This window comes from Pengzhenrongella sp. (assembly GCF_036565025.1).
Taxonomy (GTDB): domain Bacteria; phylum Actinomycetota; class Actinomycetes; order Actinomycetales; family Cellulomonadaceae; genus Pengzhenrongella.
This window is the reverse complement of record NZ_DATCNW010000242.1, coordinates 1-6,162: the sequence shown is the minus strand read 5'-3', so window position 1 is coordinate 6,162 and position 6,162 is coordinate 1. Positions and strand designations below refer to the sequence as shown.

3 protein-coding genes are annotated in these 6,162 nt (G+C 67.9%); 1 reads left to right on the top strand and 2 read right to left on the bottom strand.

Going from position 1 to position 6,162, the window contains the following annotated elements; all coding sequences use genetic code 11:
* Positions 1-564: IS110 family transposase (locus tag VIM26_RS14200; protein WP_331952267.1), on the bottom strand; the 564-nt coding region annotated here is incomplete at its 3' end.
* Positions 565-772: 208 nt separating this feature from the next.
* Positions 773-2,053: an HNH endonuclease signature motif containing protein gene (locus tag VIM26_RS14195; RefSeq protein WP_331952265.1), complete on the bottom strand. Its 1,281-nt coding sequence runs from the start codon at positions 2,051-2,053 to the stop codon at positions 773-775.
* A 387-nt stretch (positions 2,054-2,440) separates the two neighbouring features.
* Here VIM26_RS14195 and dnaE point away from each other — a divergent pair, with 387 nt between their 5' ends.
* Positions 2,441-5,974: a DNA polymerase III subunit alpha gene (gene dnaE / locus VIM26_RS14190; RefSeq protein WP_331952263.1), complete on the top strand. Its 3,534-nt coding sequence runs from the start codon at positions 2,441-2,443 to the stop codon at positions 5,972-5,974.
* The last annotated feature ends 188 nt before the right edge of the window (positions 5,975-6,162 follow it).

Below are 6,162 nucleotides of genomic sequence, written 5' to 3'. Positions count from 1 at the left end.
CGCGGCGCGGGTGGCGACGGCCGGGTCGGCCAGGGCGCTCTGATCGATGCGCAGGCGCGTGCAGCGGGTGATCCGGGCGGTGCGGGTGAGCCCAGTCAGGCTGGCACGTAGCTCGTCGGGGGCGCTGAAGATCAGGCTGGTGATCTGATTGATCGCCGCTGTGCGTGCCTTCACGGCGCTGGCCCTGGTGGTGCGCAGCACCCGGATCGCCTCGACCGGGCCGGTGCGGGGCTTGGGTGTCGCAGTGGCGGTGCCGGCCAGCACGGCGCGGGCGGCGCCGATGGCATCGAGGGGGTCGGACTTGCCTTGTCGGCGGCGGTCACGGCGGTTGGGCCGGTCGACCTCGATCACGGTGACGCTGGCGGCGTCGAGGTAACGGAACAAGCCCGCACCGAAGGAGCCGGTGCCCTCAATGCCGACCTGGGTCACCTGGCCGAAGGATCCCAGCCAGTCCAGCAGTTGGCGGTAACCCGCCGGTGTGGCCGGGAACTCTCGGTCGCCGAGTAGCTTGCCGGTGGTCGCGTTCAGAGCTGCCGCGTGGTGGGTCGCGCCGTGGGTGTCCACGCCGCCGATGACATCGCGCGTTTGTGTTGTCATGCTGGATACCGCCGTCCTGTCGCCTCGTAACTGCTGGGATGGCGAGCACCGGTCGGGCGGTCGGACAGCACAGTGATGAGCTCGAGCAAGCTCCTATCAGGTCACGGCCGTTCGACTGGTGCGCACCTGCTGCATGCAGCCCGGACCGAGCCGACAGATCCACACGAAAGACAGCTCACGCGTCAATGAAATCCAGGGTCAGACCCGGACCGGACTGCACCAACACATCATCACTGTGGAACCCGCAGAGCAATGTTCCGTCGTCGACGGATGTTCGGCGGGTGAGGGCGTAGTCGGTGATGTGGTGGGCTTGGCACAGGACCGGCGGGGCGGTGCACCCAGGGAAGGAGCAGCCCTGGTCGCGGGCGATCATGGCCAGGCGCGCGCCTTCGGTGAAGATGCGGTGGGTTGATCCGTAGGCGGTGATCTCGCGGGTCTTTCCCAGGACGACTGGCATCACGCGGGCGTCGCCGAACAGGTTCATTGCCTCGGTCACGCTGATGTGGGCTCCGTGGCCGGTGGTGACCAGCCCGGCGCCGCTCAGGAACTGATCGTGGCTCATGGTGAGCAGGATCGTGGCGGCGAACCCGCCGCAGTCGGGCAGTTGACCGCAGCGCAGGGCCATCAGCATGGCGTCGTGCAGTGCGTCGTGCAGCCGTTGCCCGGCGGTGCGGGGATGTTTCGCGCCGTCTTCGGCTGGGACGGGCTTGGCGAGGGATTCCAGCGTTGTGAGCAGGGCCTCGGCACAGAGCGCGGTCAGCTCACCCTCGACGTGCGCGGAACCGTCCGAGCGGCGCCGGATCCGCAGGTCGCGGCGACGGTGCCGGTCCCGCTCGTCGGCCAGGGTTCCGTCCGGGTCCAGGGTGTCGCGCAGCCGGTGCGCGACCTGCGCCAACTGCCGGGGGTTCAGGAGGTGGGCCTGCTCGACGAGGAACTCCTGCACAGACTCATGGTGTTCGGCTTGCACCACGGCGGGCAGCGCCTGGACGGTGTCGGTGATGATCCGGGCGTGTGTCGGCGAGATCGCACCGCAGGCTTGCGCGGTCGCGACCGCCTCGAACTGTGGCGCGAGCGGCTCGCCGGTCAGTCCGAGCCGCGGGCCCATGCTGGCAGCGGCCAGCACTCGGCCGATCGCCTCGGTGGGGCTGATCCGCAGGGCGTGACTAAGCAGGACGGCGGTGCTCCGGCAGGCGTGTTCGTGGGCGGTGCCGCGGGACTCGAGTTGGGCGATCAGGGCGTGATCGGCCACGACCGAACGGCGGGCGTCGGTCTCCAGTTCGCGCAGGACGCCGAGCAGATCGTCGTCGGTGAGACGGGTAAGCGGCAGGGCCAAAACGTCGGCTCGGGCAGCACGCAGCCGGGCGAGCGCGGTTATGGCTTCCGCTGACTCCAACCAATCGAACATGTAATCTATTATCGTGCGTGTGGAATGATTTGTCAAGAGAATCAGGGACACTTTCCCCTTATTTCTTATGGCGTTCTCTCAAGTTGATCTCATCTCGCGACGAGACATCGATCATGCCGCCTGAGCGGGCCGTGAGGTGATCTTCCTGCGCAACCGACGGGCAGGTGAGGCGAGCGAGACCGCAAGCCGGCAGGTCGACCCGATGCGCTCCCGGCTAACCGTCGCTGCGCTTTTCCGAACACGAACTGCCCCGGCCAGCGGACCAGGACCGCCCCTTAGCCGCAACCGACCCTTGGCGAGGACCGACCCTCAGCCTGACGTCGAGAGACACGCCTGCCGGAACAACGACGACACGCCGAGCGTCGTCGGTGCGGGGTGTGAGAATCGAGGCGACCGCAGCGACAACTGAACTGACACAGGATTGGGGCCGGCGCGACCGTGGCATCTTGCGACACCGACTCGTTCGTGCACCTGCACGTACACACCGAGTACTCCATGCTCGACGGTGCCGCGCGGCTCACCGAGCTGTTCGCCGAGACCGCCCGGATGGGCATGCCGGCGCTCGCAATGACCGACCACGGCAACGTCTTCGGCGCGCACGACTTCTACACCAAGGCCACCGCGGTCGGCGTGAAGCCGATCATCGGCATGGAGGCTTACCTCACTCCGAATACCTCACGCTATGACCGCTCGCGAGTGCGTTGGTCGGGTGGCGGCGAGGACGATGTGTCCGGCGGCGGCGCGTTCACCCACATGACCCTGCTCGCCGAGAACACCGTCGGCATGCACAACCTGTTCCGGCTGTCGTCCCGCTCCAGCCTGGAGGGGTTCTTCTACAAGCCGCGCGCCGACCGCGAGTTGCTGTCGCAGTACGCAAGCGGGCTCATCGCCACGACAGGCTGCCCGTCCGGCGAGATCCAGACCTGGCTGCGCATCGGCAATTACGAGCGAGCCCGGGCGAGTGCTGCTGAATTCAGAGACCTCTTCGGGGCCGGCAATTTCTTCCTCGAGCTGATGGACCATGGCCTGGGCATCGAGACCCGCGTCCGCGATGACCTGCTGCGCCTGGCCCGCGATCTCGAGCTTCCGATCATCGCCACCAACGACCTGCACTACACCCACGCCGACGACGCCGACACCCACGAGGTGCTGCTGTGCGTGCAGTCGGGCAAGACGATGGCCGACCCGAACCGCTTGAAGTTCGACGGCCGCGACTTCTACCTCAAGTCACCCGCCGAGATGCGCTCGCTGTGGGCCGACAAGCACGACCTGCGTGAGGCGTGCGACAACACGCTGCTGATTGCCGAGCGCTGCAACGTCGAGTTCACCGAAGGCGTGAACCTGATGCCGCAGTTCCCGGTGCCGCCGGGCGAGGACGAGAACTCCTGGTTCGTCAAGGAGGTCGAAAGCGGCCTGGCGATCCGCTATCCGGGCGGGCTCCACGACGCGGTGCGCAAGCGCGCTGATTACGAAGTCGCGATGATCCTGCAGATGGGCTTTCCCAGCTACTTCCTGGTCGTCGCCGACCTCATCGGCTGGGCTCGGGCGCAGGGCATCCGCGTCGGGCCGGGGCGTGGCTCCGCCGCGGGCTCGCTCGTCGCGTACGCCATGCGGATCACCGGGCTCGACCCGCTCGAGCACGGCCTGCTCTTCGAACGGTTCCTCAACCCTGAGCGCGTTTCGATGCCCGACATCGACATCGACTTCGACGAGCGCCGGCGCGGGGAGGTGATGGCCTACGTCACCGACAAGTACGGCGACGACCGGGTCGCGCAGGTCGTCACCTACGGCACGATCAAGGCCAAGCAGGCCGTCAAGGACGCATCGCGGGTCCTTGGCTACCCGTTCGCGATGGGCGAGAAGATCACCAAGGCGATGCCGCCCTCGGTGATGGGCAAGGACGTCCCGCTCAGCAAGATCTTCGACAGCACCGACAAGCGCTACGGCGAGGGCGGCGAGTTCCGTGGCCTGTGCGAGGCCGACCCGGAGGTCAAGCGGGTCGTCGAGACCGCGAAGGGGCTCGAGGGTCTCAAGCGGCAGTGGGGCGTGCACGCGTGCGCGGTGATCATGTCCAGCGTCCCGTTGATGGACACGATCCCGGTCATGAAGCGCGAGCAGGACGGCGCGATCATCACGCAGTTCGACTACCCGACCTGCGAGGCGCTCGGCCTGCTCAAGATGGACTTCCTCGGCCTGCGCAACCTCACCATCGTCGACGACGCGCTCGCGAACATCAAGGCAAACCGCGGTGAGACGATCCTCATCGAGGAGCTCCCGTTCGACGATCAGGCCACCTACGACCTGCTCGCCCGCGGTGACACCCTGGGCGTCTTCCAGCTCGACGGCGGCGGGCTGCGTGCCCTGCTCCGCGCGATGCGCCCGGACCTGTTCGACCACATCACTGCAGTCATCGCGCTCTACCGCCCCGGCCCGATGGGCACGAACGCACACAACGACTACGCCGACCGCAAGAACAGCCGCAAGCCGGTCGTGCCGATCCACCCTGAGCTCGACGAGCCGCTGCGCGGCATCCTGGGCGAGACCTACGGGCTGGTCGTCTACCAGGAGCAGGTCATGGCCATCGCGCAACGGGTCGCGGGCTACTCGCTCGCCAGCGCCGACTTGCTGCGGCGCGCGATGGGCAAGAAGAAGAAGAAGGAACTGGAGGAGCAGTACGCCGCGTTCTCGGCCGGCATGTTCGAGCGGGGCTACTCCGCACCCGCGGTCAAGGCGCTCTGGGACACCCTGCTGCCGTTCTGCGACTACGGCTTCAACAAGAGCCACGGCGCCGGGTACGCCGTCGTCTCGTACTGGACGGCCTACCTCAAGGCGAACTATCCGGCCGAGTACATGGCGGCCCTACTCACCTCGGTGCGCGACGACAAGGACAAGTCCGCGGTCTACCTGGCCGAGTGCCGCCGCATGGGCATCACGGTGCTCGCGCCGTGCGTCAACTCCTCCGATGCCCAGTTCACCCCGACCGGCACCGACATCCGCTTCGGCCTCACCGCGATCCGCAACGTCGGCAGCAACGTCGTGACCTCAATCGTCGCCACCCGGCGAGGCAAGGGGGAGTTCGCCGACTTCGGTGACTTCCTGCGCAAGGTCGACGCTGTGGTCTGCAACAAGCGCACCATCGAGGCGCTGATCAAGGGTGGCGCTTTCGACTCGCTCGGCCACCCGCGCCGCGGTCTGATGAACATCTTCGAGCCCGCCGTCGATGCGGTGCTCGACACCAAGCGGGCCGAGGCGGTTGGCCAGTTCGACCTGTTCGGCACCTTGGGCGACGCCGGTCCCGCCGACGACGTTTTCGCGGTGCGCGTCCCGCCGGGGGAGTGGGACAAGAAGGTGCTGCTGCAGTTCGAGCGCGAGATGCTCGGGCTCTACGTCTCCGACCACCCACTGTTCGGGCTCGAGCACATCCTGGGCGCCTGCGCCGACCTGACGATCGCGGCCGTGCACGCCGAGGCGAGCGACGAACCGCGATCGGTGACGCTGACGGGCATCCTGTCCTCGGTGAACCGGCGCGTCACCAAGGCGGGCGCCCCGTGGGCCCAGGTCGTGCTCGAGGATCTCGAGGGTTCGATCGAGGTCATGTTCTTCCCGACCAGCTACGCCCAGGTGGCGCTGAGCATCGCCGAGGACGCCATCGTCGCGATCAAGGGGCGCACCGACGCCCGCGAGGACACGGTCAAACTGATCGGCAGTGACCTGACCCTGCTCGACACCAGCGCGCAGCCGCGCGGGCCGGTCATCGTCACGATGGCGCCCGCGCGCTGCACTCCGCCGATGGTCGACCGGCTGCGCGACGTGCTGGCCACGCACCCCGGCACCACCGAGGTGCACCTGCGCCTGGTCAACGGCGAGCGCGAGCACCTGCTCCGGCTCGGCGACAGTTACCGGGTTACGCCGTCGGCCGCCCTGATGGGCGACCTCAAGGCCCTGCTCGGCCCGTCCGCCGTCTCGGCCTAGCGCCCCGCACCACTCAACGGCGGGAGTCCCGGTACCGTCGGTAGCTGTGAAGCCCGCGCTGCCCGCCGAGCCGGATCCAGACGATCCGGTCGGCTATGACGTCGGTGCCTTCGAGCAGGGCTCGCCGGTCAGCCGGTGGGCGCTGGCGCGCTATCTCGTCGGCCGGGCCCTCGGCGAATCGGTCAGCC